General features: G+C 67.7%; 27 protein-coding genes and 2 pseudogenes. 17 read left to right on the forward strand and 12 right to left on the reverse strand.

The window, feature by feature from the left end; genetic code table 11:
* The first annotated feature begins 369 nt into the window (after positions 1-369).
* The gene (locus ACZ5SK_RS43640) at positions 370-1,158 is read left to right on the forward strand and encodes an SDR family oxidoreductase (RefSeq protein ID WP_334581616.1); all 789 of its coding nucleotides are present in this window, start codon (positions 370-372) and stop codon (positions 1,156-1,158) included.
* A 40-nt stretch (positions 1,159-1,198) separates the two neighbouring features.
* On the opposite strand, the gene ACZ5SK_RS43645 is transcribed toward ACZ5SK_RS43640, so the two are convergent.
* Positions 1,199-1,765 carry a TetR/AcrR family transcriptional regulator gene (locus ACZ5SK_RS43645; RefSeq protein ID WP_334581615.1) on the reverse strand — a complete coding sequence of 189 codons (567 nt, stop codon included), beginning with the start codon at positions 1,763-1,765 and terminating at the stop codon, positions 1,199-1,201.
* A 116-nt stretch (positions 1,766-1,881) separates the two neighbouring features.
* Between ACZ5SK_RS43645 and ACZ5SK_RS43650 the strand changes: the two genes are divergently transcribed.
* From ACZ5SK_RS43650 to ACZ5SK_RS43675, 6 genes are all read left to right on the forward strand, one after another.
* Complete coding sequence (locus tag ACZ5SK_RS43650; RefSeq protein ID WP_334581614.1) at positions 1,882-2,052, forward strand: hypothetical protein; 171 nt, start codon at positions 1,882-1,884, stop codon at positions 2,050-2,052.
* The gene (locus ACZ5SK_RS43655) at positions 2,049-3,443 is read left to right on the forward strand and encodes an MFS transporter (RefSeq protein ID WP_334581613.1); all 1,395 of its coding nucleotides are present in this window, start codon (positions 2,049-2,051) and stop codon (positions 3,441-3,443) included. The genes ACZ5SK_RS43650 and ACZ5SK_RS43655 overlap by 4 nt, the downstream gene beginning before the upstream one ends.
* 584 nt (positions 3,444-4,027) lie before the next feature.
* Entirely contained in the window at positions 4,028-4,357 is a 330-nt protein-coding gene (locus ACZ5SK_RS43660; protein ID WP_334581612.1) for a carboxymuconolactone decarboxylase family protein, read from the forward strand.
* A gap of 141 nt (positions 4,358-4,498) precedes the next feature.
* Positions 4,499-4,903, forward strand: coding sequence for a (R)-mandelonitrile lyase (locus tag ACZ5SK_RS43665; RefSeq protein ID WP_334581611.1), 405 nt, complete (start codon positions 4,499-4,501; stop codon positions 4,901-4,903).
* A 101-nt stretch (positions 4,904-5,004) separates the two neighbouring features.
* Positions 5,005-6,027, forward strand: a complete 1,023-nt coding sequence (locus ACZ5SK_RS43670; RefSeq protein WP_334581610.1) for an alpha/beta hydrolase — start codon at positions 5,005-5,007, stop codon at positions 6,025-6,027.
* A 56-nt stretch (positions 6,028-6,083) separates the two neighbouring features.
* Complete coding sequence (locus tag ACZ5SK_RS43675; RefSeq protein WP_468158882.1) at positions 6,084-7,022, forward strand: alpha/beta hydrolase; 939 nt, start codon at positions 6,084-6,086, stop codon at positions 7,020-7,022.
* 245 nt (positions 7,023-7,267) lie between these two features.
* Here ACZ5SK_RS43675 and ACZ5SK_RS43680 read toward each other — a convergent pair whose 3' ends face one another.
* The 4 genes from ACZ5SK_RS43680 to ACZ5SK_RS43695 form a co-directional block, all read right to left on the reverse strand.
* Positions 7,268-7,873: a response regulator transcription factor gene (locus ACZ5SK_RS43680; protein ID WP_457496028.1), complete on the reverse strand. Its 606-nt coding sequence runs from the start codon at positions 7,871-7,873 to the stop codon at positions 7,268-7,270.
* Complete coding sequence (locus ACZ5SK_RS43685) at positions 7,867-8,253, reverse strand: sensor histidine kinase (RefSeq protein WP_468577720.1); 387 nt, start codon at positions 8,251-8,253, stop codon at positions 7,867-7,869. Before ACZ5SK_RS43685 ends, ACZ5SK_RS43680 begins: the two co-directional genes overlap by 7 nt.
* A 68-nt stretch (positions 8,254-8,321) precedes the next feature.
* Entirely contained in the window at positions 8,322-8,993 is a 672-nt protein-coding gene (locus ACZ5SK_RS43690; protein WP_468577722.1) for a hypothetical protein, read from the reverse strand.
* A gap of 19 nt (positions 8,994-9,012) precedes the next feature.
* On the reverse strand, positions 9,013-9,159 hold the full coding sequence (locus tag ACZ5SK_RS43695; protein WP_457496026.1) for a hypothetical protein: 147 nt from the start codon (positions 9,157-9,159) through the stop codon (positions 9,013-9,015).
* Between the two features lie 36 nt (positions 9,160-9,195).
* Between ACZ5SK_RS43695 and ACZ5SK_RS43700 the strand changes: the two genes are divergently transcribed.
* Positions 9,196-9,369, forward strand: a complete 174-nt coding sequence (locus tag ACZ5SK_RS43700) for a hypothetical protein (RefSeq protein WP_334581601.1) — start codon at positions 9,196-9,198, stop codon at positions 9,367-9,369.
* A 150-nt stretch (positions 9,370-9,519) separates the two neighbouring features.
* On the opposite strand, the gene ACZ5SK_RS43705 is transcribed toward ACZ5SK_RS43700, so the two are convergent.
* On the reverse strand, positions 9,520-11,280 hold the full coding sequence (locus ACZ5SK_RS43705) for a S8 family peptidase (protein ID WP_334581600.1): 1,761 nt from the start codon (positions 11,278-11,280) through the stop codon (positions 9,520-9,522).
* Positions 11,281-11,916: 636 nt separating this feature from the next.
* Here ACZ5SK_RS43705 and ACZ5SK_RS43710 point away from each other — a divergent pair.
* Positions 11,917-12,417, forward strand: a complete 501-nt coding sequence (locus tag ACZ5SK_RS43710; protein WP_334581599.1) for a GNAT family N-acetyltransferase — start codon at positions 11,917-11,919, stop codon at positions 12,415-12,417.
* Between the two features lie 18 nt (positions 12,418-12,435).
* Here the strand turns inward: ACZ5SK_RS43710 and ACZ5SK_RS43715 are convergent.
* Positions 12,436-12,594 (reverse strand): annotated as a pseudogene (locus ACZ5SK_RS43715) (IS5 family transposase); the annotation flags it as partial.
* A 154-nt stretch (positions 12,595-12,748) separates the two neighbouring features.
* Between ACZ5SK_RS43715 and ACZ5SK_RS43720 the strand changes: the two are divergent.
* Positions 12,749-12,853, forward strand: a pseudogene (locus ACZ5SK_RS43720) (IS5/IS1182 family transposase); the annotation flags it as partial.
* On the opposite strand, the gene ACZ5SK_RS43725 reads toward ACZ5SK_RS43720, so the two are convergent.
* Positions 12,852-13,496, reverse strand: a complete 645-nt coding sequence (locus ACZ5SK_RS43725; RefSeq protein WP_468577726.1) for a TetR/AcrR family transcriptional regulator — start codon at positions 13,494-13,496, stop codon at positions 12,852-12,854. The pseudogene ACZ5SK_RS43720 and the gene ACZ5SK_RS43725 overlap by 2 nt on opposite strands.
* Before the next feature lie 225 nt (positions 13,497-13,721).
* On the opposite strand from ACZ5SK_RS43725, the gene ACZ5SK_RS43730 reads away from it, so the two are divergent.
* From ACZ5SK_RS43730 to ACZ5SK_RS43750, 5 genes are read left to right on the forward strand one after another with little or no spacing between them, the layout of a single operon-like run.
* Positions 13,722-14,525, forward strand: a complete 804-nt coding sequence (locus ACZ5SK_RS43730) for an SDR family NAD(P)-dependent oxidoreductase (protein WP_334581596.1) — start codon at positions 13,722-13,724, stop codon at positions 14,523-14,525.
* Positions 14,526-14,568: 43 nt separating this feature from the next.
* Positions 14,569-15,690: a DUF5938 domain-containing protein gene (locus tag ACZ5SK_RS43735; RefSeq protein WP_334581595.1), complete on the forward strand. Its 1,122-nt coding sequence runs from the start codon at positions 14,569-14,571 to the stop codon at positions 15,688-15,690.
* A gap of 32 nt (positions 15,691-15,722) precedes the next feature.
* Positions 15,723-16,646, forward strand: a complete 924-nt coding sequence (locus ACZ5SK_RS43740; RefSeq protein WP_457495956.1) for an AMP-binding protein — start codon at positions 15,723-15,725, stop codon at positions 16,644-16,646.
* Positions 16,562-17,272, forward strand: a complete 711-nt coding sequence (locus ACZ5SK_RS43745; RefSeq protein ID WP_468577729.1) for an AMP-binding enzyme — start codon at positions 16,562-16,564, stop codon at positions 17,270-17,272. The genes ACZ5SK_RS43740 and ACZ5SK_RS43745 overlap by 85 nt, the downstream gene beginning before the upstream one ends.
* Position 17,273: 1 nt before the next feature.
* A complete protein-coding gene (locus tag ACZ5SK_RS43750) occupies positions 17,274-18,482 on the forward strand; it encodes a lipid-transfer protein (RefSeq protein ID WP_457495957.1) in 1,209 nt (402 codons plus the stop codon).
* A gap of 69 nt (positions 18,483-18,551) precedes the next feature.
* Here the strand turns inward: ACZ5SK_RS43750 and ACZ5SK_RS43755 are convergent, their stop codons facing one another.
* The 4 genes from ACZ5SK_RS43755 to ACZ5SK_RS43770 form a co-directional block, all read right to left on the reverse strand.
* Complete coding sequence (locus ACZ5SK_RS43755) at positions 18,552-18,875, reverse strand: hypothetical protein (RefSeq protein ID WP_334581593.1); 324 nt, start codon at positions 18,873-18,875, stop codon at positions 18,552-18,554.
* Positions 18,876-18,900: 25 nt separating this feature from the next.
* Positions 18,901-19,155 (reverse strand): TetR/AcrR family transcriptional regulator, encoded by a 255-nt coding sequence (locus ACZ5SK_RS43760; protein ID WP_334581591.1) that lies wholly within the window; start codon positions 19,153-19,155, stop codon positions 18,901-18,903.
* A 162-nt stretch (positions 19,156-19,317) separates the two neighbouring features.
* Entirely contained in the window at positions 19,318-20,109 is a 792-nt protein-coding gene (locus ACZ5SK_RS43765) for a hypothetical protein (RefSeq protein WP_334581590.1), read from the reverse strand.
* 868 nt (positions 20,110-20,977) lie between these two features.
* Positions 20,978-21,355: a hypothetical protein gene (locus ACZ5SK_RS43770; protein ID WP_334581589.1), complete on the reverse strand. Its 378-nt coding sequence runs from the start codon at positions 21,353-21,355 to the stop codon at positions 20,978-20,980.
* A gap of 118 nt (positions 21,356-21,473) precedes the next feature.
* Here ACZ5SK_RS43770 and ACZ5SK_RS43775 point away from each other — a divergent pair, with 118 nt between their 5' ends.
* Both ACZ5SK_RS43775 and ACZ5SK_RS43780 read left to right on the forward strand, forming a co-directional pair.
* Positions 21,474-22,082, forward strand: coding sequence for an SMI1/KNR4 family protein (locus tag ACZ5SK_RS43775; protein WP_468577734.1), 609 nt, complete (start codon positions 21,474-21,476; stop codon positions 22,080-22,082).
* A 336-nt stretch (positions 22,083-22,418) separates the two neighbouring features.
* On the forward strand, positions 22,419-22,889 hold the full coding sequence (locus ACZ5SK_RS43780) for a DIP1984 family protein (RefSeq protein WP_468159004.1): 471 nt from the start codon (positions 22,419-22,421) through the stop codon (positions 22,887-22,889).
* The last annotated feature ends 629 nt before the right edge of the window (positions 22,890-23,518 follow it).

The following is a 23,518-nucleotide window of genomic DNA, read 5'->3' on the forward strand; positions in this document are numbered from 1 at the left end:
CGCCACTGAGGCAAAGGCTGCGCAGGAGCACCCACCCTGGAGGGCCTGGAGAGTGGACCGCGGGTCGTCTCGACGACGCCCGCTGCGTCCAACCGGGCCAACCAGTGCGAGTACGACAGCGGGCCAGGACACGCGACTCCGGGGCGGCCCGCGCCTGGGCCGCCGGGTCGGCTTTTGGCTCGTCGGCTGAGAAGCAACCTCTGTGGGGGGCTCTGCCATGCCCCGGAACCGCGTTCCCCGGCACGATGCGCCCTGTTACAGGGCACCACCCTCGGGAAGCGTTGGTGACCGGCGAACCGAGTCTGCCAGGTACCGGGCACTGCTGTTCCTGCCGCACTCCATCAGTAAGACCAAGGTACGGAGTTCCACATGTCGCATGCTGGACCTATAAGAGTGCTCGTTGTGGGCGCGACCGGCAGCATCGGCCGACTGGCGGTCGGCGAAGCGGTCAGGCAGGGGTTCGTGACGCGAGCCCTCGTGCGTGATCCCCGCCGCGCCAGGCGATCTCTACCCGAGCCTGCGGAAGTCGTCGTGGGTGACCTCACCGCCCCGGACAGCCTGCGGCAGGCCGTGGCCGACGTCGACGCCGTCGTGTTCACCCACGGCTCCCACGGCGGCGCCGGCACCGCTGAGGCCGTCGACTACGAGGGTGTCCGCAACGTCCTCTCAGCGCTGGGTTCACGGCCGGCCCGCATCGCCCTCATGACGGCCATCGGAGTGACCGACCGCGTTGGGGCACACGACTGGAAGCGCCGGGCCGAACGCCTGGTGCGTGCGAGCGGCCGCCCGTACACGATCGTGCGGCCCGGTTGGTTCGACTACAACGACCCCGACGAGCTGCGCCTGGTGCTGCTTCAGGGCGACACGCGCCATGCCGGCAATCCGAGCGACGGCGTCATCTCCCGGCGCCAGCTCGCCCAGGTTCTCGTCACGAGCCTCGTGTCCGAGCCGGCCGAACGCAAGACCTTCGAGCTGGTCGCCGAACGCGGTCCTGCCCCAGATGACCTCGCCCCGCTGTTCGCCGCTCTTACATCTGACACGCCTGGCGCGCTGGATGCGGCTCTTGACTCCGCGAACATGCCCTTCGAGGAGGAACCCGACCGGGTGCAGCACGATCTGCGGCTGATGAGGGGGAGTCACAGCGAGCCGGTCGAGTAACGGCGGAAGGGACTGTTGGACAGCGGCGCGTGACCGTTGGTCAGCGAGGTCGGACGGCGTCGGCGAGCAGGCGGCGGGTGAGGACGAGAGCAGCGTCGGCGACCTCGGGCCCACCGGCGTAGACACCCTCGACGACAAGCCAGACCTGGTCGGTGAGCGCGTCGGGATCGTCGGCGTCGAGCCGGGCTGCGAGCGAGCGGACGAACTCGCGCGAGTCCGTCAGCCACGACCGCGCGGCGCGGACGGGCTCGTCGTCGTCGGCCCGCGCCTCGCGCATGTAATTGCGCACCGGGCAGCCGGCGAAGCGGGGGTGTCGGGCCTGACCGACCGCCTCGGCGACGTAGGCCTCGAGCGCGGCCGCGGGATCGTCGCCGAGGTCTTCGAGCGCGGAAGCGATCTGGGCATCGCGACGGGCTGCGAATTCCGTGAGATAGGTGGCGACGAGGCCGGCCTTGCTGGGAAAGAGGCGGTAGGCGGCGTTCTTGCCGCAGCCGGCCTTGTCGACGATCTCGGCCATGCCCACGGCGCGCACGCCGCGTTCGTAGAAAAGCTCCCCCGCGACGGCCAGCAGGCGGTCACGAAGTCCGGGCGTGGGTGGGCGAGGCACGTGACCAGAATAACGGACCGATCGTTCCCCATCCATTGACGAGCGCCGGTACGCACACAAGCATGGGATCCATATCGGACCGATCAGTCCGTATCGAGCTACCAAGGGGAACTGCCGTGCGCGATGCAGTCACCGTCGACGCCGTCCGTACGTCGATCGCCAAGGGCACGGTCGGCGAGGCGTACACCCCCATCCATCGCGTGGACATCCATACCTCCGACGACATGACGCGCCACGGACGAGCCTCACTGACCGGGCCCGTCCAGGATCGGTCCGTGGCTCGGTGACGGTTTCCCTCGGACAGCGATCCGGTCCCGACACGTCGCCGGCAGCGGTGCTCGTGATCGTGTGCACGGGCGTCATCCTCGCAAGCCTCGATCTGTTCATCGTCAACGTCGCGCTGCCGGACGTCGCGGCCGACCTCGGCGTGCACAGCCTCGCTGACCTGTCGTGGGTGCTCAACGCCTACGCGGTTGTCTATGCCGCGTTCCTCGTCCTCTTCGGACGGCTCGCGGACCGCTTCCCTCGTGAGCAGGGGTTCCTGCTCGGGGTCGCGATCTTCGTACTGGCCTCAGCGGCGTGCGGCATGGCCACGAGCCTGGTCATGCTGGTCGCGTTCCGTGTCGTGCAGGCGGCCGGAGCCGCGCTTCTGACTCCCACCTCGCTGGGCCTGCTCCTCGCGAGTACTCCGCCCGAACGACGCCACTCCGCGGTACGCACCTGGGCCGCAGTCGGCGGCCTGGGCGCGGCGCTCGGCCCGGTCGCGGGCGGACTGCTCGTGGCAGCCGACTGGCGATGGGTGTTCCTGGTCAACGTGCCCATCGGGGTGGTGGCACTGCTCGTCGGCCGCCGCAAGCTCCCGCATGTGCCGGGCCACCCGGTCCCGGTGCCGGACTTGCTCGGCGCATTGCTGATCACGGGCGGTGTGGGGCTGCTGGCCCTCGGGCTCGTCAAGGGCGCGGACTGGGGCTGGGGCAACGCCACAACGATCGCGGTGCTCTCGGCCGCGGCGGCCGCTGTCGTCCTGTTCGTGATCCACACGGCTCGCCACCGCAGCCCGCTCATCGACCGCAGTTTGTTCGCGCTACGCACGTTCACCGGTGCCTCGACCGTGGCGCTCGTATTCTCCGCGGCCTTCGGCGCGATGCTGCTGTCGCGCGTGCTCTGGGCCCAGGACGTGTGGGGCTGGTCTCCGTTGCGGACCGGCCTGGCGATCGCTCCCGGCCCACTGATGGTCCCCCTCTTCGCCTCCCTCAGCGGCCGTCTGGTTCCCAGGTTCGGACCGGGGCCGCTGATCGCCGCGGGGTGCACGGTCTTCTCGATCGGCGCGGCCTGGTGGGGGGTCGCCGCAGCCGCACGACCGGACTATGTCGGCGAGATGCTCGGCGGCATGCTGTTGACCGGAGTCGGCACCGGCCTTGCCCTGCCGACGCTCATGGCAACCGGATCGGCGTCCCTTCCGTCCCACTCGTTCGCGACCGGCTCAGCGGTGGTGAACATGCTGCGACAGATCGGCATGGCCATCGGCGTGGCCGTGTTCATCGCCGTCCTCGGCACGCCGCAGGGCCCGAGCGATGTAGTGCACGCCTATGCCCTCACGTCTTTCCTCATCGCGGCGATCGCGCTCGCCGCGGGGGCCCTCGCGCTCATGCTGGTGCGGCCCCGACCTGACGCTTGACCGCATCGCGGTCAAGGTCGCCCTCGCGGCCCAAGGTGGACAGCACCTTGGGTACCGACGGCCCCATCCCCTCGATGTGCGCCAGGTACAGGCACCGGACCGTCCCGGACCTGTCCTCCCGCTTCGTCGTCATCGCTGCACGGCTCGGGACGACAGGCCGAAGCCTCCGGCCAGCGAGGGCAAGCTGAGAAGATCGCGTCTCCAGGCGCTCGCGGGCCATAGGTCCAGCCCCATCACACTGACCTGGGCTCCGCCCCGCCGATCGTTTCACCACCCGAATTGCGCGGAACGCGAGCCACGGGACCCCGACAGCTGGCTGAGCGGTCGGCCCACAGCGCCCTCGCTCGGGTCGACGTCGTCCCAGGGAACGATCGCTTCGGCCGTGCAGCGCGCCATGACCTGGAAGGGCAAGCCACGAGGGTGGCCCTGTCATACCCCGGAACACCACTCCCCGGCACGACACGGTCTGCCACCCGGTGATCGGCGCCCGCACGCTGTAACCGCGCTGGAGATCTCTCCGAATCTCTCTGCATTCATCACCATCTCAAGCATTCCCAGCGCGCTCTTACGAAGAAGGGCACCTGATGGCCAAGGAACCCAGCCGCGCGCAACAACTCCTCGGTGACTTCGCTCCGAAGCTCGTCGAGCTGACCGACGACGTCCTCTTCGGCGATGTTTGGAAGCGCCCGGGTCTGTCTCCGCGCGACCGCAGCCTCGTCACCGTCGCCGCTCTCGTGGCCCTGCACCGTCCCGAGCAGCTCGAAAACCACCTGCGCCTGGCGCTCACGAACGGACTGAGCCAAGAGGAACTCGTCGAAGCCCTCACCCATCTGGCGTTCTACGCCGGGTGGCCCAGCGGGATGGGGGCGCTCACCCGCTTCAAAGCAATCGTCGACAACGACGCCACCCGATAGCCGCGGCGCCCTGCCGGCCGCCCGTGAGCATGGCTCACCGCTGCCGCTACGGGATCAGCGGCCCGACTCGGCTTCGGGGCGCGCGCCTCCGCTACAGAGACAGGCGCCGACATGACAACTGATTCGAGCAAGGGAACGTCCATGGAGGTCCTGCCGAAGAACCCCTCGACGAAGGGTCCGGCGGAACGATTTACCGGGGACGTCTGGGTGGACGCGATCACCGAAGGTACGGCACCCTCGCGGTTGCGCGTGGCCATGGTGCGGTTCGCGCCCTGCGCCCGCACCGCATGGCACCGGCACGCGGTCGGACAGACGCTGCGCGTCACCGAGGGTATCGGGCTGATGCAGGCCCGCGGCAATGAAGTTGTGGTCATGCGCCCGGGTGACACCATCCACACGCCTCCGGGCGAGTGGCATTGGCACGGCGCCGCAGCCGACCACTTCATGACCCACCTGGCGCTGTCCGAGAGCTCCGGTGATCCGGCGGTGCCCGACGTCGAGTGGGGCGAGCACGTCAGCGATGACGAGTACAGGAGCTTTCAGTGAAACGCAGGAACGTCGTCATGGGACTCACCGCTGCCGCTACGGCTTCAGCGGCCGGACTCGGCTCCGGGGCGCGAGCCTCCGCTACAGAGACAGGCGTCGACATGACCGCAGCTGACCCCCGAGGTGGCTTCGCTCCACTGACAGTCCGGGAGCAGGGAGGCTTCGCCGTCGGTGGCTCGGTGATCACCACCCCCGGGACTTTCGATCCCCGAAACCCGACCGATCCCGCCGGCCAGACGCTGCACGGAGACCACGCCCGCGTCTTCTACCAGGTGCCGATGCGCCCGCGGAAGCTGCCACTGGTGCTGTGGCACGGGTACAAGCAGTCCGGGGTCGGCTGGGGAACCACCCCGGACGGACGCGAGGGCTTCCAGACCATCTTCCTGCGCCGCCGGTTCGCTGTGTACACCCTCGACCAGCCGCGCAGGGGCAGCGCCGGGCAGACCACGGTGAGCACCGCCACCGACGCCTCGACCTCCGATCAGTGGTTCTACAACCAGTTCCGGTTCGGCCTGTGGCCCGACCTCTACCCGGGCGGGCAGTTTCCGAAGGGCGAGGAAGCACGCGAGCAGTTCTTCCGGTCGATGCTCCCCGACACCGGCCCGATCGATGGCGAGATCCTCGCGAACAGCGTCTCGGCACTCTTCGACGAGATCGGCCAGGGCATCCTCGTCACGCACTCCCACGCCGGCGGGTTCGGCTGGGACGCGACGATGAGGAATCGGAACATCAGGGCCGTGGTCGCGCTCGAGCCGGGCAGCGGCTTCGTCTTCCCGGAGGGCGAGGTGCCGGACCCGATGCCGAGTTCCGCAGGCACGCTTGCGGGCGAGGCTGTGCCGCGGAAGGAATTCCGTCGGCTGACCGAGGTCCCCATCGTCGTGTTTTACGGCGACAACATCCCCACCGAACCGACCGAGATCGCCGGACGGGACAACTGGCGCGTCCGACTCGCGATGGCCCGGCTGTTCGTCGACGCCATCAACCGCCACGGCGGCGACGCCACCCTCGTGCACCTGCCGGAGATCGGCATCACCGGCAACACGCACTTCCTCTTCTCGGACCTCAACAACGTGCAGATCGCCGACCAGATCTCGGACTTCCTCGCCAAGAAGGGCCTGGCCTGACCCCGAGGCCACGCTCCAACCCCCGAAAAGAGCCAAAATCGAAAAGGAAATCCAACATGTCTCAGGGCACCGGCGTGACCAAGCAGAAGGTCAGCTTCCCGCACGGTCGGCACTATGTGGTGGGCAACCTCTTCCTGCCCGCCGACTTCGACGAGAGCAAGAAGTATGCCGCCGTCGTCGCGACGCACCCGTTCGGCGGCGTGAAGGAGCAGACCTCCGGCCTGTACTCGGAGAAGCTGGCGCAGCAGGGCTTCATCGCTCTGGCCTACGATGCCTCCCACTACGGCGAGAGTGGCGGCGAGCCGCGTCTGTTCGAGGTTCCTGGCGACCGTGTCGAGGACATCCGTTGCGCGATCGACTTCCTCAGCAACCACCCGCAGGTGGACCCGGAGCGGATCGGCGCCCTGGGCATCTGCGCGGGCGGCGGCTACACCGTCAACGCGGCGCAGACCGAGGCGAGGATCAAGGCGGTCGCCACTGTCAGCGCCTTCGACGTCGGTGACGCACGTCGTAACGGCGTCCCGCGCGGTCTGTTCTCCGAGGAGTTCCGCGTCCAGCGTCTGAAGGAGATCGGCGAGCAGCGCACCAAGGAGGCCGCCGGTGAACCACTCCGCCTGATCAACTTTGTACCCATGTCCGCCGAGGAGATCGACGAGAACACCCCGGAGCTGTACCGCGAGGGCTACGACTACTACTGCACGCCCCGCGCGATGCACCCGAACGCGCCCGGCAAGTACGTTTTCACCAGCCTGGACAAGCAGATGGCGTTCGACGCCTTCACGCATGTCGAGTCGATCTCGCCACGTCCGCTGCTGATGATCGCCGGTTCCAAGGCGGACACCCGCTACTTCAGCGAGGAGGCCGTCGCCGCCGCCAAGGAGCCCAAGGAGGTGTTCGTCGTCGATGGCGCCACGCACATCGACCTGTACGACAAGCCGCAGTTCGTACCCGAGGTCCTCGCCAAGCTGACGGACTTCTTCGGCAAGCACCTCTGATGCCCGCCCCGGGCGACCGTCGCTGACTGCATGAACGCCGAACGCGGCCTCCTGCCCAACTCGGCTGACCCTCCGAGGCCGTTGACGTCTGGCGAGCGACACCGACCGGGGCGCCCCGACGCACCACGGCGCACCTGGAACGCGGACACGACCACCTCCAGGTCCAAGAGCCCCAAGGTCAGCGGCGCCGTGCATCTCGCCGCTGGTCGGCACGCACGCAGCTGACAGGGCCCGTCGGGACGTGATCAGAGCAATCCGCTCGACCGTGCGTTCATGATGAGTTGGGCGCGGTTGCGGGCGCCGAGCTTGTGCATGACCTCGCGCAGGTAGGTCTTGACGGTGTTGACGGACAGGTTCAGCTCGGCGCCGATCTCGGGGTTGGTGTGACCTGCGGCGACGAGCCGGAGGACGTCGTACTCAAGGGCGGAGACCGGCGCGCCGGCGGGCTTGGTGAGGGCGGCGTGGTAGATCCCGGTGCGGACGACACTGCGGATGGCGTCGCGGACGGTGATGCCGTTGGCGTCCTTCACGAGCAGGCCGCAGGCGCCTGCGGCGAGTGTGGGGGCGACGGCGGCATGCTCGGGGAAGGCGGTGAACACCAGCACCCGGCTGTCCGGGGCGGTGCGGCGCAGCTCGGCGACCACCTTGGCGGCGGGGGCGTCTGGCAGGCGCAGCTCCAGGAGTACGACGTCCGGCTGCTCGGCCGCGCAGACCCGCAGTCCGTCGGCAGCGGTGACGGCATATCCGACGACTGTCATCTTGCGGTGCTGCTGGAGCTGGGCGGCAACCCCGTCCCGGACGACTGGGTGATCGTCGATAACCACGATGCGGATGGGCTCGGTGGTCAGCATGGCAACCGAGCCCGCCAGGCCGTACCGCCGTCGGCATCGGAGGCTACGGTGAGCGAGCCGCCGAAGCGGGCGAGGGCGTCGCCGGTGCTGGTCAGGCCAAGTCCGGGCCGGTGGTCGTGGCCGAGTCCCACCCCGTCGTCATGGACGGCCACGGTGAGCGCCGACCCGAACCGTCCGACGGTGACCAGGACCGCGCTCGCCCGCGCGTGCTTCTCAACGTTCAGCAGGGCCTCCCGCACCGCGGCCACCAGGACCTCGGACCGGGACGGAGGAAGCTCCGGCGGGGCTTGGTCGAGGATGACGAGCTCGGCGGGTGTGCCGGTGCGGTCGACGCAGCTGCGACTTGAACCAGTTCGCGTCTTGCAGATCTTCGTTCTCAAGCTGCTGCTGCTGCTGCCGACGACGCCGCGGGCCCCAGTCGCGAATGATTCCGAGAATTGCACACCGACTACTTCGCCGTCTGGGACCGATCCCGCGTGTACGCGGCCGCCGTCCTCGCCTCGCTGCGGGATCGTTCGTAACGCGGCCCGCTCGGGCAAGGTGAAGGGGCTTGGTCCGTGCTCACAGGGGGGGAGGTGAGGTTGCGTAGTTGGTCGACCAGGGCGGGCTGGGGGAGGGGGATGATGCCGATCTCGCAGTGGTGCCGGCAGTAGTCGGTGTCGTGGTACTCGCCGCTGTGGGCGTGTTCGAGGAAGAGGCAGTACTCGGCGAGTTGGTGGCCGGCGCCGGCGGCGAAGCGCCACCAGAAGCGGGCTCCGCCGCTGTCGTCGGTGAGGTGGAGCAGGCAGGCGAAGACGAGTGCCCCGGCTTTCTCGGCGTACTGACTGATCATGAAGTCGGCGAGGTGGCTGTCGGCGTCGGGTCCGAGGACCAGGAGGCAGACGGCGTTGAGGTTCCACCAGGCGCGGTCGGCGTCTGGGGTGCTGTCGTTCGCGGGCGGGGTCCACGCGGTGTGGGCGAGAGCGGTGTCGGTGGTGCGCTGCCGGAGCGGCCGGTGGCGGGCGGTCTGCCGGGTGCGCAGCCGGGTTTCGGCTGCGGCCATGTTGTAGGTGGCGTACCGGTCACGGGTGCGAGCCTTGGCGAGCAGGTCGTCGATGGTTCGGTGGTCGGGCGGCTGCAAGAGCCACCTTTCGCAGAACTCATGGGGACCACCGCCGTGAGCGCTGAGCCAGCGTGAAAGTGATACCGAGGACTCCGCCTGCGCCGCTACCGAGCGTCAGACCGATCGCCGCGTTGTCGAAGACGGACACCCCGAGCGCGAGCCCGATGGCGATGCCGATCAGCATGCCGTCAACGAGGCCCGTGCCCAGATCGTTCCCGCCTTGCTCGGGCTCCTCTGGCTCGTCGCTCTCGCGTCCAATCCGATCGCCCCGTGCGGCCCCTCGGCCGAGCACCCCGCCCAGACCATCACCGACCACCTGCGCGCCATGGCCAACCACGCCCGGGCGGTGGCGGTGCTGATCGCCCGGAAGTCCGGCGCGGGAGGCGACAAGTAGATCGTGCCCCGGCGGCAGGCGCTGTCCGTCGGGGCACCTCGCATCGGCCGTCGGTGTAGGCAGTCGCAGATCTACCGCGCCGTACGCACTTTTGTGCGGACAGCTACAGAAACGCTGTTCTCCGGTCAGGCACCCCGGTCAGAGCACTAGCTAGAAGGTCAGGTTCCAGGCGTCGATCTTGCCTGTGTCGGAGGCGGCGTTGTCGTTGACGCGCAGCTTCCAGGTGCCGTTCGCGACCTCCGAGGAGGCGTTCACGGTGTAGGTCTGGGCGATGTTGTCGGCGCTGCCGCCGGCGTGGTTGTGCAGCGTGTAGACGGTGCCGTCCGGCGCCACCAGATCGACCTTCAGGTCACCGATGTAGGTGTGCTTGATGTCTACACCCACCTTGAGGGTGGCCGGGGCGTTGCCGGTCACACCGGTTACGACGATCGGGCTCTCCACGGTCGCGTTGTCGTTGATGGCGAAGTCCGCGAGGTTCTCGAAGTACGTGCCGGGCGGCGGGGTGGTCCCGACGGCCTTGAGGGCGTCGACCTGTCCTTCGCCGAAGAACGAGTTGTTCGCCGTCGTGCCCGTGCAGCGGCTGTCCGAGGGGCAGGCGATGTCGTTGGCCTGGGCGGCCAGCTTGGCGCGGAGCTGCGCCGGGGTGATGCCCGGGTTGGCGCTGGCGATGAGTGCCGCCACGCCGACCACGTGCGGGGTGGCCATCGAGGTGCCGCTCTTGCTGCCGTAGCCGCCGCCGGGGACTGTGGAGTAGACGTTGCTGCCCGGCGCCGCGACGTCGATGACGTCCTGCCCGTAGTTGGAGAATGAGGCCTTGGTGACGCCCGTGCCGTTGGCCGCGACCGTGACCACGCCCGGCAGCTCGGTCGGGATGTCGAGGCAGGCGTTGGTGATGGTGCGGGTGACCGGCGTCGAGTCGTTCGGGCTCGCGGAGTCGGTCGTCTTGTGGGCGAGGTCGTAGTTCTCGTTGCCCGCGGCGGCGATCTGGAGGGAGCCCTTGCCCTCGGCGTACTCCTGGGCGCGCTTGACACCCTCGATGATGGCGGCCTGGTCGATGTTGTCCGGGCAGTTGAACTGCCACGGGTCCGTGAAATAGCTGTTATTGGTGACCTTGAAGCCGTGGTCACCGGCCCAGACGAAGCCGCAGATGGTGTTCTCGGCGAAGAAGAAGGAGTTGCCCGGCTCGGCGACCCGGACCGCGGCGATCTTCACCCCGGGTGCCACGCCGACGACGCCCTTGCCGTTCTTGGCCGCGGCGATGGTGCCCGCTACGTGGGTGCCGTGCGTGTCGACGTCCCGCCAGGCGCCGGCACGGGTGTCGGGCTTGCCGTAGGCGCAGGAGACCGAGTCGGCCGCATCGAAGTTGGGCGCCAGATCCTGGTGCTGGTCGTCCATACCGGTGTCCAGGATGCCGACCGTGACGGAGGCGGAGCCCGGGTTCACGGCCCAGGCCTGGTCGGCCTTGATCTGGCTCATGTCGGCCCGGACCGGTTCTCCGGCCGGGGTCGAGGCCTGGGCCGGATTTGCCGGGAGCGCCGGGGTGTAGGCGTCGGCCGGGACGTCCGAGGTACGCGTGGCGCCGACCTGCTGCACGCCGGCAACGCCGCGCATGGTCGCGGCGAATCCGCTGGACGCCGAGTGGGCGACGATCACGCCGATGGCGTCGAAGTTCGAGAAGACGGTGCCGCCGTTGGCCGCGATCGCGGAGCGGACCGCCGAACTGTCACCGGGGGCGGTGATCACGAGGTAGGCACGCGTGCCGGCCACCCAGGTCGCACTCTGGGAAGCCGGCACGGCGGCCGGAGCGTGGGCCTTGACGGTCGGCGCGGTGGAGGGGGCGACGGGGAGCGTGCCCGCGAGGGCGCCCGGGACGCCGAACGCGAGGGCGGCGCCGAGCGTGGCCGCCAGCACTAGCGTGCGTCTAGGTCGGCTGGATATGTGGGGTATCAATGCGTCCTCCGGAGACGGCCCGGCCGTGCTGAGGGCACCGGCGGGGCCGTACGAAACGAGTGGTGGATGCAAGATGTCAGGTGCATGCTCCTGTGCGGAAGTACCTTTCCGTACAGGGACGTTATGGGGGCATGGCTGAAAAGAGACGTACTCCGGGCATCGGGGGGTCGAGATCCGCCGGGAGTTCGGCGACGTCGACCGCGCCCTGGCTTACGCCGCGGCCTGGTGCCGGCCGTGCTGCCGCACCAGAGCGCCGGACCCGCGGGGCGACCGACACCGCCCGCGCCCTGGTGGCCGTCGGCGACGTGCCGGCCACGTCCGTCCAGCTGCAACTCGTGGAGCGGACCGCGCCGCAGCCTCATTTGCTGGCGACGTCTCAACAGGCCCAAATCGTGGTAGAGGTCTCGGACTGGCCGAGGAAGTCTTCAGGCCGACCGGCGGTCAGCGCCTCGATCAGTGCGATGTGACGCAGGGATGCCACAGCGGGAAGCCCCAGTGTGCTGCGCCAGGATTTCTGGCGCAGCAGCTAAGGCGTGTACCGAAAGTGGATCAAGATACTTGTTCTGGCCCTCGCATGTGTCATGCGATGCTCACGTCATGACTGATCAACCCGAGGTCGCCATCGTTCGCTGGCCAGGTCAGGCCCCTTCCGTCCAGGATGGGCTGGCAGATCTGCTGGCGGCCTACCATCTGCAGACGCAGGCCGAGAAGGGTGAGGCCGTCGCCGGTGTGGATGGGTTGCCGGACCGCTACCGGATAGAGATCGCGGATCCACAGGCCGTGTTCGTTGACGATGTCGTGCTGCTGGCGTTGAGCGGGGACACCGCGGTGGGCTGCCTGGTGGTGACCACCTCTGTCGACGGACGGTCCGAGGTCAAGAGACTCTGGACGGACCCGGCGTTCCGGGGGCAGGGTATCGCGTCAAGCCTGGTCAGCGCCGCGCTCGTGCATGCTGCGGAAAACGGCGTCAGCGCGGTGCGGCTGTCGGTGTGGAAGTGGCGGGCTGGCGCGATCGCCTTGTACGAGCGACTTGGATTCACCGTCACCGAGTCGTGGGACGAGCGGGACCAGCTGGTCTGCATGGAACGAGCCGTGTGAGTGGTCACAGCCATTCGTGATGGCCGCTACGAGGACGGTCGCGTCGTAGCGGACCGCGAGCTTGTCATAGCGCGTCGCCACGGCGCGGTGCCTTTTGAGGCGATTGATGCCGCACTCCACTGCATGCCGCGCCTTGTAGTCCTCCGGGTCGAACTTCGGCGGCCGGCCGCCGGGGGAGCAGCGTTTCTTGCGTTGCGGGCGTGGTTGGCCTTGTCCGGGAGGGTGCAGCGAAAGGGCTGAGCGGGTGTGCGTGGAGCCGTTCCCGGAGCTGCAGGTGATGTGGTTCGTCGGTTGTGGGTCGTGCGGGTGCGGGGTGGAATCGGCGTATGCAGGTCGTCCGTGGTCGTTGCCTTCAGCCGAGCGCGTGTCGGCGACAGCGATGGACTACCGCACCAACCTGACCATGCGCCAACTGGAAATATGCATTCCTCTGTTCAGACAGGGATGACCAGCTGATCCAGAAGCTGTGCCACGCTCGCCGTCAGATCTGCCGCAGCGTTCTCGCGACCGCTCAGATGCTTCAGCAGCGCCTGTTGGAACAGCCCGTCGAACAGCGCGTACGCGACGGGAGATGACACGGCCGGGGACGAGCCGACCAGGTCCGCGAATTGGCTGACGATGCGCCAGATCATGCGTTCCAGGCTCTGGTCGATGTCGAGGACGTCGTCTCGGAACGACTCCTCGAACAGACTCTGATTGCGCAGGTCGTACCAGAGCCGGTGCATCGCCGCGTCCTCGCGCAGAGTGGCGGTCATCGTCTCGGCGAAGCCCCGCCTGAGCTCCTCGGCCGAGTCGGCGCTGACGACGATCTGGTCGTAGCGCGTGACGCACTCCGCCTTGTACTGCCGCATGCAGTACGTGATCAGCTCCACCTTGTCGCGGAAGTAGTAGTGCAGGACGCCGTGCGAGAACTCGGAGTTCTGAGCGATCTCGCGCAGGCTCGTACGGGCATAGCCCAGTTCGGAGAGGGTCCGCAGCGCGGATGAGGCCAGCTGGGCCCGTCGCGCGGCGAACTTGTCGACCTGTCGCCGGGAGATCCGGTCCGCGTTCTTGCCGTCCTTGCGCACGGTCTGGGTCACAGCTGTATTCCCGTCAGCCTCTCCGACAAGGTCCCGCCCCGTGCGGGCTCCTGCGCCAGGCTATCGCGGCCGGGGACGGTCACGCAGCGAGATTCTTGACACTCGTCCAGCAAGACCAGTCCGAGCGTCCAACAAAATCTTGACACTCGTCCAAGAAAGTCTTGACGACTGTCAAGAAATGCTCGACGCTGACGCCACTCAGCCATCTCGACGAGGAGAGGTTCCATGAGCGTGTACGACCTGACCGGGCGCAAGGCGCTGGTGACGGGCGGGGCCCGAGGACTGGGCGCGGGGATGGCCGAGGCGCTGGCCCGCGCCGGTGCCGCCGTCGTCATCGGCGACATCCAGGAGGAGACGGGCAAGGCGACCGCCGACTCGCTGAGGGAGTCCGGCGCGACCGCGGGGTTCGTCTCCCTCGACGTGACCGAGGACGCGAGCTGGGAATCAGCGGTCTCGCAGACGATCGATGAACTCGGCGGCCTGGACATTGTCGTCAACAACGCCGGGATCGAGATCTCCGGCCTGGTCGTCGACCTGGACCCGGCCGATATCCGCCGGATGCTCGAGGTGAACGTCCTGGGGACGGCACTCGGCATCAAGCACGCGTTCCGGGCGATGCGCCCCGGCGGTCCGGCCGGCGCCGGCGGTTCGGTCGTCAACATCGCGTCGGTCGCGGCGACCATCGCCTTCCCCGGCATCGCGGGCTACTCCGCCACGAAGTCGGCGGTGGACCGGCTGACCCGGGTGGCCGCGCTGGAGTCGGGGAAGCTGGGCTACGGCGTGCGCGTGAACTGCGTCTACCCGGGCCTGGTGCCGACCGAGATGGGCGCCCGGCTCGCCGCGGACATGGAGACGCTCGGGCTCTTCCCCAGCGCGGAGGCCGCGGTCGGCGGCGTGATCGGGCTGACCCCGCTCGGCCGGCTCGGCGAGGTGGCCGACATGGCCGACGCCGTGGTCTTCCTCGCCTCAGACGGCGCCCGCTTCATCACCGGGGCCGGCCTGCCGGTCGACGGCGGCATGGGCATGTGACGGGCTGCCCTCAGCGTCTCCCCCTACGAAAGGTCGATCGAACATGAGCAGCAGCAAGCCCGTCGTCGTCTACGGGGCCTCCGGCTACACCGGCCGCCTGGTCTGCGAGTACCTCCGCGAGTACAACATCCCCTTCATCGCCGCCGGACGCGACAAGGCCCGCATCCAGGAGGTCCTCGACAAGGTCCCCGGGATCGACACCGTGGAGCACGAGGTCGTCGAGGTCGAGCACGCGGTCGGCCCGCTGACCGAGCTCTTCCGCGGCGCCAAGGTGGTGAGCAACATGGTCGGCCCGTTCATCAAGTACGGGCCGGAGGTCGTCGAGGCCGCCCTCGCCGCGGGGTGCCACTATCTCGACACGACGGGCGAGCAGGACTGGGTCCTCGACGCGCAGGCCCGGTGGGGCGACCGGTACGCCGAGAAGGGGCTGCTTCTTTCTCCCGGCGTGGCGCAGATGTACACCACCGGTGAGATCGCGGCCAACATCTGCCTGGAGACCCCCGGCCTGGACACCCTCGACATCGCGGTGCTGTGGAAGGGCTTCCCGACCTACGCGTCGACTCAGACGATCTTCACCATCCTCAAGGCCGACTGGCACTACCTGGAGGAGAACCAGTACCGCAGGTGGGACCCGCTCACCGCCGTGGAGATCGCCGTCCCCGGACAGCACGAGACGGCACTCGCGACGCCGTGGGGCGGCACTCTCCATCCCGTGTGGTTCAAGAACGACCCCCGGGTGGCGACCTGCAAGGTCCTCGGCGGCGTGATGGACCGTGGCGTCATGCAGGGCGTGGTGGAGACGGTCAAGATGGTCGAGGCCCAGATCAAGACCCTCCCCGCCGACCAGCAGGACGCCGCCCTCGCCGAGGTGGCCGCCTCGGTACAGGCCACCATGCCGCCCCGGGAGAACCCGCGCGTCAACACCTCCGTGGACTCCGTCCACGCCTCGGGCCCGCTGGGGCGTGCCCACTGCGTGATCCACGGCAACAGCAACTACAAGCAGACCGGGCTGCTGCAGGCGTATGCCGCCTACAGCCTGCTCCAGCAGCCGCCCCGGCGCGTCGGTCTCGCCTCGGCCTGCCAGGCCTTCGGTCACCGCGAACTGCTCGGTGTGCTCAAGGCGTTCGGGCTCGTGCTCGACCCCGTCGTGACCGTCCACAGCTGAGCCGCAAGAACCTCAGAAACGAGGATGACGCCATGCGTCTGACCGACTATCTCGACAAGGGCGCGTCGCTGGGGCCCGGTGCCCCCTGCCTCACCACGGCGGGACACACGCTCACCTATGGCGAGGTCCAGGAACTGTCCTGGCGGGTGGCCCGGGCCCTGGACCGGTCAGGCGTACGGCCCGGGGACAAGGTGGCGGTGCTGTCCGCCAACGACCCCACGGCCTTCTCCTGCGTGTTCGGTATCTCCCGGGCGGGCGCGGTGTGGTGCCCCGTCAACCCGCGTAACGAGGCCGCCGAGAATCGCGAGTTGCTGGATCTCTTCGACTGCGTCTGCCTGATCTTCCAGGAGGCCTACGCCCCCTTGGTTGCGAAGATCCTTCCCGACCTGCCGAACCTGACCATGCTGGTCTGCCTCGACGGGTCTCCTCCCTTCGCGACCTCCCTGGACACATGGCTGGCAGGCCTGCCCGCCGGCCCGTGGGAAGCGGCACCGGCCGACGACACCGTCATGCTCGTCGGCACGGGCGGTACCACGGGCCGGCCCAAGGGCGTGATGCTGACCGACCGGAACATCGAGACCATGTCGGCGCTGACGCTGATGAGTTACCCGTTCGGCACCCGCCCGGTCTACCTTGCGCCGGCCCCGCTGACCCACGCCGCCGGGGTGCTGTGCTTCCCCGTCATGACGCTGGGCGGCGAGATCGTCATCATGCCCACGCCGGACCTCACCGAGTTCCTCGCGCTCGTCGCACGGCACCGGGTCACCCACACCTTCCTGCCGCCGACACTCATCTACATGCTCCTCGGCCACGCCGACCTGCCCTCCACGGACCTGACCTCGCTGCGCTGCCCTGGTACGGCGCCGCTCCCATGTCGACGGCCCGGCTGGAGGAGGCCATCGAGCGGATCGGCCCGGTCATGGCACAGCTCTTCGGCCAGTCCGAGGCGCCCATGATGATCTCGACCATGTCCCCGGAGGACCACCTCCACCCCGACGGTTCACTCGCCGTGGAGCGTTTCGCCTCCGCCGGCCGGCCCACACCGCTGGTGAGCGTCGCCATCATGGACGCCGAGGGGAGACTGCTGCCGCCCGGCGAGCGCGGCGAGATCGTGGTGCGCGGCTCACTGGTGATGGCGGGCTACTACAAGAACCCCTCGGCCACCGAAGAAGCGTCCCGGCACGGATGGCACCACACCGGGGACATCGGCTACCTCGACGCCGACAACTACCTGTTCATCGTCGACCGCGCCAAGGACATGATCATCAGCGGCGGATTCAACGTCTACTCCACAGAGGTCGAACAGGCGGTGATGCAGCACCCTGCCGTCCAGGACTGCGCGGTCATCGGGCTGCCCGACGGCAAATGGGGCGAACGCGTGACCGCCGTCGTCCAGCTCCACGCCGGAGCGAGCGCCACGGACGTCACCGCCTTGGGCATACGCGACTTCGTCAAGGCCCGGATCGGGAGTGTCAAGGCTCCCAAGCAGGTCGAAGTATGGCCCGACCTCCCCCGCTCCAAGGTCGGCAAGGTCCTCAAGAACGAGGTTCGATCCCAACTGCTCGGGAACGCGCATGACTGACATGGCAGCCAAGGTGCACGTGGCCGGGGTCGGCATGATCCCGTTCCGCAAACCCGGAGCCGGCGAGAGCTATCCCGTCATGGCCGAGCGTGCCGCCCACGCGGCCCTGGATGATGCCGGACTGCCGTACGACGTCGTCCAGCAGGCCTATGCCGGATACGTCTACGGGGACTCGGCCGCCGGTCAGGCCGCCCTCTACTCCCTCGGCCAGTCCGGCATCCCTGTCATGAACGTCAACAACAACTGCGCCACGGGTTCGTCCGCCCTTTGGCTCGCCCGTCAGGCGGTCGCCACCGGCGCGGCCGACTGCGTGCTGGCCCTCGGCTTCGAGCAGATGCGGCCCGGAGCCCTCGCGAGCGTATGGGACGACCGGCCCGACCCGTTGGGCCGCTTCCTCGACCGCATGACCCACTTGCAGGGCCATGACGAACGGACACCGATCGCGGCCCAGCTGTTCGGAGGGGCCGGAGTCGCCTACATGAACAAGTACGGCGCCGATCCCGCCACCTTCGCCAAGATCTCGGTGAAGGCCCGCCGTCACGCGGCGGGCAATCCGTACGCCGTGTTCCGAACCCCTCTCACTGAGGAGGAGGTCCTCGCGTCGCCTCATATCTACGGCCCTCTGACCCGGCTGCAATGCTGCCCGCCCACCTGCGGGGCCGCCGCAGCCGTGCTCTGCAGCGAGGACTTTGCCCGCCGGCACCGGGTGTCCTCACCGGTAGTGATCCGGGCCCAGGCCATGACCAGCGATTCACCCAGCACCTTCGCTTCCGACGAAATGATGCGCCTGGTGGGTTACGACATGACGCGAGCCGCCGCCCAACAGGTATACGAAACAAGCGGATACGGGCCGGAGGACATCGATGTGGTGGAGCTGCACGACTGCTTCACCACCAACGAGCTGATCACCTACGAAGCCCTCGGTCTCACCCCGGAGGGCACCGGCGAGAAGTTCGTGCTCGACGGCGACAACACCTACGGCGGCAAGGTCGTCACGAACCCCTCCGGAGGCCTCCTCTCCAAAGGGCACCCCCTCGGAGCGACCGGCCTGGCCCAGTGCGCCGAGCTCGTCTGGCAGCTCCGTGGCCAGGCCGACACCCGCCAGGTCGAACACGCACGCCTCGCGCTCCAGCACAACATCGGCCTCGGCGGGGCCTGCGTGGTCACTCTGTACGAGAGCGCCCCCAGGGCGCGGCAGAGCCACCAATAGTTGTAGCGTTTGGCTTTCTGGAATCACAAGGACACCTGCTCAGCATTGGAATTGCGGACAAGGTCGGCGCTACCCGGCGTCGTCCTGCTCGAACAGCAGCCGTACGAAATCGGTGACCGGCCCCACGATGTCGAGGTCCTGGTCGAGACCCACTGCAGCTGGAGCCCGTTGAGTACGGCCTGGAAGAGGGCCGCGGCACTCTCGGGGCTTACTCCCTCGCGGAGCCTGGCGCGGGCCGCCTCGTCCGGGGAAGCCGTCGGCGAACTGGGCGCGGCTGCGCTTGCAGCGCTCGACGAAGTACGTGTGCGCGGGATGGTCCGGCCGTGAGGCCGCGGCCGCGAGCTCGATGCACGGGCGCAGCAGCTCGGGCGCCTTCTGATGGTGGCGGATCAACTCGCCGAGGCAGGGCCCGAGTTGGTCAGGGCTGTCGACCTCGTCGAGGGCCTGTTGCCACTCCTTTGAGTCCCGCTCGGCGAGTACCTCGGCGAGGAGTTCGTCCTTGTTGCGGAAGGTGCAGGAGCCCGGCGTGGGTGATGCCGGCCCGTTCCGCGATGTCGCGCAGGGAGGCATTGGCGTACCCGCGCTCGGCGAAGCTGTCGCGTGCCGCCCGTACGATCTCCGCCCGGCGGGCCGGTGTCTTGACGTATGGCCCCCGCGCTCTTGCCTGGCCCACGGTGTGCTCACTCTCCTGGACGACGCCGGCCTGAATCGGTTGTGCGCGTCAATCCGACCTTAAAAGTTGCCGCGCGGTCAGTATTCGAGCTCCTGCGGTATTGGGTGAGAGGTAACGCTTCGCAGGCGAGGGGCTCGGCTCCCGCCACCCTCGGGCCGGCCATCAACGGCGTGTGGGCCTGGAACACCTGGAAGTTCGGGAAGCAGGTCGACCCCTCCGCCATCGCCCCGCTGCCCTCGACCATGCGGTCCATGGGATCCAGACCGACGATGTACGTGTAGGACGTGTGACCTTCTCGGCCAGGGCGTCGAAGGCGGCGTCAGTGCGCAGCGCGGAGGTCAAAAACCCGATCCTGGCCTTCACACCTGCGTGGGTCAGCGCGGCGCGCAGGGAGACCAGGTGGGAAAGCGCGGCCTCCTCCCGCTCGAAGCAGCCGGTCGAGACGGTGACTTCCGTCAGTTCGGAAAGGTCGTGGCGGGGGTGCTGTTCGACGAGGGCGAGCAGCAGTTCGTCCAGGCCCTGGTCCTCGCCCATCCGCGGATCGGCGGCTGCCTCCAGCGTGTTGGGGCAGAAGGCGCACCCCACGCAGCGGCTGCGCGCGTTGGGGTTGAGGGTCGCGGCGCGGCCGTTGTTGCGGAAGTAGCCGCCGACGGCCTCGTCGGCATTGATTCGCTCGATGTGAGCGATCACTTTCCCGTCGAGTACGAGGTCCTCATCGCGCAGCCGGAACGGCGAGGCGGGCTGGTTCAGGGGCACGATCACCTGCCATGCCACGGCTGGCTGCCGCACCAGACGCAGATTGATCCGGGCCCGGTGGCGCTCCTGGTGCTCGGAGGTGATGCCGAAGAGGTTCACCGCGATCAGCAGAGCGTCCTCCACCGGCACGCCGTACTGCAGGGCGCTTTGTTCCAGGTCCCGGAGCCTGTTGTCGCCCGATAAGGGTTCGTGCAGCATGTGCGCTCCCGTCATCCAGACTGTGGGTCGAGCAGGCCGGGGCTCCGCGCCACGCGGAACCAGACCTGCTTGCCGACCGGGGTGTACTCGACGCCCATGGCGTCGGTCAGGGCACGGACGAGGCGGCTCTCATCGACATTTCCGAGCGATGTGATCGTCAAGTGCTGCCCAGAACCAGCGATATACGTTGCTCGCCCAGTGGGGTGTCCAGCCTATGAGCCAGGGCTTCGAGCCACGAGTCGAGGGCTTCGCCGGGCAGCTTGAAGCCGCCCTGGAGAAGCGGCGACTGACCAGCCGGCCGCAGACCGCACGCAGGAAAACGGTATGACCGGTGCTCCAAGGACGCTGCCGATCCGGATCGACCCGGCGTCGCCTGAAATCCGTCGGACCATCAACGACCAGGTGAAGTGTCGCCGCGGGGCTGTCTGTCCAGGTATTCGATCAACCTGGTCTCGCTCCGCTCCAGATGCTCCCGCTGATCACGTGGCAGCGACGCCAGGGCATCCACCAGGACACGTTTCCGCGGAACATGAACCATTGAGCCGGAGTAGACCTTGCAGCCGGAACACCATGCGAACCCGATACACCGCTCGAACATGGAGGACTCGGGCGGATAGAAGCGGTACTGGTATGAGCGGACAGGCGTCCCACAGGCCGCGCAGACCCGCCTGTCCCCATCGGAGACCGTCTCCCAGGTCCCGACCTTGAACCAGCGTCTCCGCTCGTCAGGTGCTCTTCAAATCGTCATGCCGAGCATTCTTCCCCATGGCGGACCCGTCCTGCCGGCAAGCCCCGAACTTCTGTAGGCAGCTTTGTACTTTCATTCGTATCTGGTGCTGCACTCCAACTCGTACGCCGACATCGGAGCTCACACCGAGTCGTCCAGACGGCGGAAGGCCCCATCGAACTCTCCCGACGCAAGCAGCTCGGTGATCACTGTCACCATCTTCCGGATGCCCGGATCTCGAACGATCAGCCCGTCCGAGCACCAGAAGCACCGACCATTTGCTGCTTCTCCTGTCTCCTCCCACCTCTTCATCAACCGGCTGACCTCGGCGACTGTGAAGATCGTCGCACTCCAGCGTGAGCCATCGGGGAGGCGAACTTCAGCATCGACGTTGCAGACCTCGTCGAGTACCTCATCAGGGTTCGGGAGGAAGAAAGCCTCGAAGCCATCGGCTCGGACGCGATAGTAGGGATCGTCCCATCCGGCCTCGGATCCAAGTTCCGTGCTCATGCTGGTCATCTGGGGAGGATCCCAGCGCGCGACACCGGGCACAACTGGCTTACGGGCAGCTGATCACACCGGTGACATCCATGCCAGTGAGCAGGTAGTTTGCGGGAGGACAGAGAGAAGAGTTCGCATGGGCTCCCGGATCGCCCGCATCCGACGCAAGCTGGCCAAGGTGCCCTACGCCGCGCTGCGAAGCCACTCCTTCGGTGAAGAGAAGCACGGGTTTCGCCTCGAACCCCCGTTGCCGGACGCGAAGGTCGCCGAGTTCGAGGCCGATCACCACATCGAACTGCCCGATCCCTACCGCAGCTTCCTGACCACACTGGGCGGAGGTGGAGCATCGCCTTTCTACGGACTGCTGCCGTTGCAGTCATGTCGGCTGTTCACGATGGACCCCCAAGGCGATCCCAGCCGCCCTCGAGGTTTCACGTTCGCCGGCGGCCCGCCTCACCGAAGTGACCTTTTCCTGCACATCATCGAGGCCGGGTGCACCGACTTGGTGCTTCTCGGCATCACCGGTCCACTGGCCGGCCGTGTCGTTACCGGAAACGCCGATGGCTTCTGGGGCCCCAACGTCTCGTCGGCCACCGACTTCCTGGCCTGGTACGAACGCTGGCTCGACCACATGCTCGACGGCCGCGACAACCGTGACCTGGAACTGACCTCGCCCGCCCTGCGAGCTCCCCTCGACCGCGCCCTGAGGAGGCACCGCAGCCGAGAGGATCTGTCACGCAACTGAGAATCCGGAGTCATGTCATCCGGTTGAGAACGGACCGAAGATGCAGGTCGTGAGGTCAGTCACATGACATGGAGGCTGAAAACCTACACCTCCTGTGGGATCCCGGATCCCGTGTCCTCTTCCCATCGGCGATGTCCACCGCGTGGCCAATCGGACAGGGGAATGGGATTCATGCTGCCCTGACGCGCTGAGGCTGTCAGGTCGGTAGTTCTCCTTCGTGGCGTCCGCTCTGGCTCCAGTGGCTGGTCAGCGCTCCAGCGGATCAAAATCCAGGTGCGTATGAGCTGATTCGCGCTCGTATACTCGTGCGAGCTCATGGAGGGGGAGGTGGACACGGTGAAGCTTGCTGAGGCACTGGCGGAACGTGCGGAGGCGACGCGGCGTGTAGAACAGCTGCGAGCGCGCGTCGTCAGTAGTGCGCGTTACCAGGAAGGGGAGACACCCGCCGAGGATGCAGCACAGCTGTTGGCTGAGGCCGGTGAGGTGCTGGATGCCCTGGAGACGTTGATTCGGCGGATCAATCGGACCAATGCCACCGTGCAGATGGGTCCGGATGGGACGCTCACCGATGCCCTCGCACGCCGGGATGTCCTGCGGTTGCGTCACTCTGTGGTCACTGCGGCGGCGGACGCGGCGGCGGGTAAGGGTGAGCGGGGATACGGTCGGCAGCTTCGGTCCGAGCTGATGATGCTTTCCGCGCTTCCGGTCGCGGAACTGCGCGGTCAGGCGGATGCAATCGCCCGAGAGATCCGCGAGGTCGATGTGCGGATCCAGCGTGCGAACTGGGAGGTCGATCTGCTGGACTGAGTAGTCCAGCAGGCTGGAACGATGTGGGAGTAGGTAGCTGCTTCGGAGGCGTGCACACACCGAGGGTTGGCGGTTTTCCAGCCCACTCCTGGCGCGTGAAGAGCAACGCGGGGGTTCGACTCCCCAGATAAACAGTGCAGCTCAGCACCGCGTACAGGTAACAGTGCACATCGCACAGCACATCACCACGTGCAGATCCAGGCGGCGAGGGCGGGTTCGGGGCTTCCACATCCCAGCGCCATGGAGAACGGCGATTTCCGGCAGACGCTGTTGGCGACTTCGGCGGTTCTCCTGCATCTGTCGCGAACGAGACTTCCGCGAAAGCCGGGTCGTCTGAGAGCGCTGGCTACCGGCGGTCTCAGACGACCTGGCAGCTGCGCAAGTCGGCAGCCCGCCAAATGCCACACGCCAAACGCAGTGCAACAGGACACATACGGCGTGAGCGAATAATTCCCCTCTTCGTGTACGGAACCACCTTGATCGTCGTCTTCGTGTGTATCAGGGGCAGGACCTCGGCGGTCGGCGGCTGAGAGGGGGCCTTGACCCCGGATGTTGAACACACGAGACACTGGATCCTGAGGATCTGAGAACGGACATCTCGTGGTCATGAAGAACTACCCGCCACAGTT

The sequence above is a fragment of the Streptomyces sp. NPDC031474 genome, assembly GCF_055581185.1.

Coding starts and splice junctions, on each gene's coding strand:
- ACZ5SK_RS43675 (WP_468158882.1), top strand. CDS start 6,084: ATGTCTCAGGGCACCGGCGTGACCAAGCAGAAGGTCAGCTTCCCGCAC.
- ACZ5SK_RS43745 (WP_468577729.1), top strand. CDS start 16,562: ATGTCGACGGCCCGGCTGGAGGAGGCCATCGAGCGGATCGGCCCGGTC.
- ACZ5SK_RS43710 (WP_334581599.1), top strand. CDS start 11,917: ATGACTGATCAACCCGAGGTCGCCATCGTTCGCTGGCCAGGTCAGGCC.
- ACZ5SK_RS43665 (WP_334581611.1), top strand. CDS start 4,499: ATGGAGGTCCTGCCGAAGAACCCCTCGACGAAGGGTCCGGCGGAACGA.
- ACZ5SK_RS43740 (WP_457495956.1), top strand. CDS start 15,723: ATGCGTCTGACCGACTATCTCGACAAGGGCGCGTCGCTGGGGCCCGGT.
- ACZ5SK_RS43640 (WP_334581616.1), top strand. CDS start 370: ATGTCGCATGCTGGACCTATAAGAGTGCTCGTTGTGGGCGCGACCGGC.
- ACZ5SK_RS43695 (WP_457496026.1), bottom strand. CDS start 9,159: ATGCTGATCGGCATCGCCATCGGGCTCGCGCTCGGGGTGTCCGTCTTC.
- ACZ5SK_RS43730 (WP_334581596.1), top strand. CDS start 13,722: ATGAGCGTGTACGACCTGACCGGGCGCAAGGCGCTGGTGACGGGCGGG.
- ACZ5SK_RS43660 (WP_334581612.1), top strand. CDS start 4,028: ATGGCCAAGGAACCCAGCCGCGCGCAACAACTCCTCGGTGACTTCGCT.
- ACZ5SK_RS43750 (WP_457495957.1), top strand. CDS start 17,274: ATGGCAGCCAAGGTGCACGTGGCCGGGGTCGGCATGATCCCGTTCCGC.
- ACZ5SK_RS43735 (WP_334581595.1), top strand. CDS start 14,569: ATGAGCAGCAGCAAGCCCGTCGTCGTCTACGGGGCCTCCGGCTACACC.
- ACZ5SK_RS43765 (WP_334581590.1), bottom strand. CDS start 20,109: ATGCTGCACGAACCCTTATCGGGCGACAACAGGCTCCGGGACCTGGAA.
- ACZ5SK_RS43670 (WP_334581610.1), top strand. CDS start 5,005: ATGACCGCAGCTGACCCCCGAGGTGGCTTCGCTCCACTGACAGTCCGG.
- ACZ5SK_RS43770 (WP_334581589.1), bottom strand. CDS start 21,355: ATGACCAGCATGAGCACGGAACTTGGATCCGAGGCCGGATGGGACGAT.
- ACZ5SK_RS43775 (WP_468577734.1), top strand. CDS start 21,474: ATGGGCTCCCGGATCGCCCGCATCCGACGCAAGCTGGCCAAGGTGCCC.
- ACZ5SK_RS43680 (WP_457496028.1), bottom strand. CDS start 7,873: ATGCTGACCACCGAGCCCATCCGCATCGTGGTTATCGACGATCACCCA.